At 62.5% G+C, this 3,967-nt stretch carries 4 protein-coding genes and 1 pseudogene; all 5 read right to left on the bottom strand.

Annotated features, from left to right (window positions below):
- Positions 1-438, bottom strand: a 438-nt coding sequence (locus AC1DHX_RS20315; RefSeq protein WP_476900427.1) for a glycoside hydrolase family protein, incomplete at its 3' end; no start/stop codon positions are given.
- 100 nt (positions 439-538) lie between these two features.
- Positions 539-760, bottom strand: a pseudogene (locus AC1DHX_RS20310) (PfkB family carbohydrate kinase); the annotation flags it as partial.
- A 245-nt stretch (positions 761-1,005) separates the two neighbouring features.
- Complete coding sequence (locus AC1DHX_RS20305) at positions 1,006-1,956, bottom strand: ATP-binding cassette domain-containing protein (RefSeq protein WP_476860275.1); 951 nt, start codon at positions 1,954-1,956, stop codon at positions 1,006-1,008.
- Entirely contained in the window at positions 1,953-2,990 is a 1,038-nt protein-coding gene (locus AC1DHX_RS20300) for an ABC transporter ATP-binding protein (RefSeq protein ID WP_476860276.1), read from the bottom strand. The genes AC1DHX_RS20305 and AC1DHX_RS20300 overlap by 4 nt, the downstream gene beginning before the upstream one ends.
- Before the next feature lie 3 nt (positions 2,991-2,993).
- Positions 2,994-3,932, bottom strand: a complete 939-nt coding sequence (locus tag AC1DHX_RS20295) for an ABC transporter permease (RefSeq protein WP_476858057.1) — start codon at positions 3,930-3,932, stop codon at positions 2,994-2,996.
- Between the last annotated feature and the right edge of the window lie 35 nt (positions 3,933-3,967).

The raw sequence follows: 3,967 nt of genomic DNA, 5'->3' as shown, positions 1-3,967 counted from the left end.
GAGCACGGGATTGCCCGCGTATTTTTTCCAGGTGAAGCCGCCATCCAGACTGTAGGCCAGCGACTGGGCCTGGACGCCGTGCAGCGGCGAGGCTTCCTTGTAGGCGCTGGTGTAAATGGCCACCAGCGGGGGCGCCGATTCGGTGCCGAACCCGCTGCAGTTTTGGCTGTCGAACACGATGCTGCCGGAGAAGATGTCCTCCTGCTCGTCGCAGGCAATCGCGACAGGCTGTTCGGTCCAGTCGGTGAGGTTCTCCGACGTGGCGTGGCCCCAGGACATGTTTCCCCAGGTGTTTCCGAAGGGGTTGTTTTGGTAGTAGAGGTGGTAGAGGCCCTGATGGTAGATCAGTCCGTTGGGATCATTGAGCCAGGTGTTTCGGGCCGTGTAATGCAGGGCGGGCCGGAAGGCTTCCGGGTGTGTGGTGGTCACAGCCGTCATGGGAGGTGCACTCGTTTCAATTTCGGGATGGGGCAAGGAAAGGGCCAGGATCTGACGTGATCGTCAGATTGGCCGCGGTGTTGGAGACGGAAAGTGGTGGTCAGCTGACCGGGGCCCGCATTTCTGCCAAGGAGGGCAGGTCCGCCCCTGGACGGCCCACCGTAATGGCGGCTGCCATGGATGCCATGCGGGCGATCTGTTCGAGAACGGGCGGAGCCAGGCCCTCGCGTCCTCTGGTCAGAAGCCCCAGGATGAGGGCCGCCATGTAGGCATCTCCTGCCCCGATGGTGTCCGCGACAACGGTTGCCACGGATGGGACGCTGAAACATCGAGACGGGCGAGTCGGTAGGCCACGTTGGCGGGGGAGCCCCCCGGGTGCTCGGTGACGCCGTTCCCCGTGTGGACCACATCGACAAGTGCTTCGCCGACAACGACCACCTCGGGTAGGGCGGACAGTGCAGCAGAGGGGTTCATCATGGGATTCTTTCTGGTTTTCGGCAGCCAATGGAGCTGTGCGGGTCTGATTCCGCGGGTAAAGCGGCCTCTCGGACGGCGGATTTGGGGCCGTCAGTGGGCGGATTCCGGCACTTTCAGCGCCCAATGGGATTTGGTCAGGGTGACCCGCTCGCCGGTGCCCCGGGCAGCGTTCCGCCCTGTGGCGTCCCTCTTCGGTGGGCGAACGGTCTGGGTTCTGCGGGCGTCGGGTACGGCGGAGAGCAGCAATTGTGTGTACGGGTGATGGGGGGCGGCCATCAGCTCGATGCTCTCGCCACCCTCGACCAGGTCCCCGGCRCACATCACCATGGTTGTGTCTGCGATGTAGCGTGCGGATGCGAGGTCGTGGGTGATGTAGAGCATGGACACGCCCCGTTCATCGCGGAGTTTGCGCATCAGATTGAGAATTCCGATGCGGACCGAGACGTCGAGCATCGAGGTGGGTTCGTCGGCCAGTATGATTTCGGGTTCCACGGCCAGGGCTCTGGCGATGGCGACGCGCTGCCGCTGTCCGCCGGACAGCTGATGGGGGTATCGGTCCAGCATCTGCTCGCCCAGACCGACTGTTGCCATTAGTTCACGCAACTTGAGTTTGAGGGCCCGCGGGCTGTCGTTTTCTCCGTGCAGCTGCAGGGGACGCGTCAGGAAGTGCTCGATGCGGTGCGCCGGGTTGAGGGATCCGAAGGGATCCTGGAAGACCATTTGGACCTTGCTGCGGTACTTCATCGACGCCCGGCGGCGTTCGGTGGAAAAAATGTCTTGTCCGTCGAGGATGAGCTGGCCACCTGTGGGCTGCTCGAGGCGGGCAAGGATCCGGGCGATGGTGCTCTTTCCGCTGCCGGATTCCCCGACGAGTGCCACAATCTCGCCGCGGTTGATGTCAAAGGAGACGTCGTTGACCGCACGTACCGTCGAACGGAACGGGAAACTTCCAAGCTGATAGTCCTTGCTCAGGTTGCGTACCTGAACCAGTGGCTCGGTCGCCGTTCCTGGGCGGGACGAGGTGCTGTGTGCGGGGCTCATCGGCGTGACCTTTCGCGGGGGACGACATATCCGGGTACGAGCAGACAGGCTGCCTCGTGGTTTTCGGCTCCGGGAAGAAGCGGCGGTTCGATGGTGCGGCAGGAGTCGATAGCAAGCGGGCACCGGGGGTGGAAGCTGCATCCGGTGGGGGGATGGGCCATGTTCGGCGGGGCGTCCGGGATACCTATCAACTCCACTCTCGGTCCGGTCAGCGGAGGAAACGCTCCCATCAGGGCGTTCGTGTAGGGGTGGAGAGGGTTGTCCAGCATTTGCTTCGAGGGAGCCACTTCGACCAGCTTTCCTGCATACATCACAGCCATGCGGTGGGAGAGCTCGACCATGAGCGAGATGTCGTGGGTGATGAACAGAATGGAAAAACCCAGCCGCTGCTGAAGTTCTTTGATCTGGTGCATGATTTCCTGCTGAACGACCACGTCCAGGGCAGTGGTGGGTTCATCCATGATGAGGAGGGAGGGTTTAAGTGCCAGTGCTATCGCGATCACTGCCCGCTGGCGCATKCCGCCGGAGAGCTGGTGCGGGTAGGACTTGAGCCGGTCGGGGCTGATGTCGACAAGTTTCAGAAGCTCTGCGGCGCGTTCGCGGGCGGCTTTCTTGGGCATCTTTTCGTGGGTGGTGAAGACATCGACGATCTGATCTCCGATTGTCATGACGGGGTTCAGGGAGTTCATCGCGCTTTGGAAGACCATGGAGACGTCGCGCCAGCGGGTGCGTCGCAGTTCTTCCTCGCCCAGGTCCAGGAGATTCCTTCCAGCGAGCTCGATGGAACCGCCCGTGATTTTTGCCGGGGTCTGCAGGAGACGCATGATCGCGTTTGCGATGGTCGACTTGCCGCAGCCTGATTCACCGGCGAGCCCGAACACTTCTCCGGCGCCGATGTCGAAGCTGACACCATCCACGGCGGTGACGTTTCCGCTTTCCGCCGTGTATTGAACCTGCAGGTTCTTCACACTCAGCACGGGGCCGACGGCGGCACGGCCGATGTTTCCCCGGTCCCGTTCAGTCAGGGTTTCCATCTGTCAGCCTTTCTTTTCCACGCGCAGGCGAGGGTTGGTAATTTCATCAACGGCGTAGTTGATCATGGCCAGGGCAAATGCGACGACGGCGATGGCGACACCGGAGGGCAGGAGCACCCACCAGTCGCCGGTCATGAGCGCACCGTCGTTGTTGGCCCAATAGAGGTTGGTTCCCCAGCTGACGGACCCGGTATCGCCGAGCCCCAGGAACTCAAGGCCCGCCTGGGCCCCGATGCCGTAGATGACGCAGCCCAGCAGGGTGCTCATCACGATGGAGGCCATGTTGGGCAAGATTTCCCGGAACATGATGCGCCACGCTTTCTCACCGGTCACGACGGCCGAAGCGACAAAGTCCTTGCTGCGCAGGGACAGAGCTTGGGAGCGGAGCACCCGGGCGCTACCTGCCCAGCCCGTGATGACCAGCACAGTGACGACGGTGACGGGTCCCGGCGGCAGAAATGCGGCGAGAACCACCAGAAGCGGTAGCCCGGGGATGAGCAGAAATACATTGGTCAACAGCGAGAGCAGTTCGTCGATGGCTTTGCCGAAATACGCGGAGGCTATGCCGACGAGACAGCCGATGAAGGTCGCCGCCAGGCCTACTGTGAATCCGACCGCCAGGGAGCTTCGCGATCCCCACAGGGTGAGGGCGAGCACGTCCTGGCCTTTGGAGGTGGTTCCGAGGAGGTGGTCCGCGGATGGCGCCAGAGATGCTTCGGAGCCGAAGTCGGAGGGGTTACCCGGTGCCAGGAGAGGCGCCAGCAGTGCCAAGAGGGCAAATATCACTAGGATGGCCAGTCCGAAGAGGGCCTTCTTGTTCGTGAGGATGCCGTGGACGAATCCTCCATGAACCAGGCGCCCGGGGGCGGGGGGTTCAGGTAGTTGAACGGTGGGGTTGCCGGCCGTGGTGATCGTGGTGGGTGTTGAGTCTGTAAGTGACATGGGGACCTGTTTCTAGCTGGGGACCTGTTTCTAGC

Source organism: Arthrobacter sp. 05N33_2, assembly GCF_056397425.1.
Note: the sequence above shows the minus strand (reverse complement) of the source record. Positions and strands in the feature narration are given on the sequence as shown.

Bases quoted from the DNA above. Each gene is read 5' to 3' on its own strand.
- AC1DHX_RS20295 (WP_476858057.1), bottom strand. From the start codon at position 3,932: ATGTCACTTACAGACTCAACACCCACCACGATCACCACGGCCGGCAAC.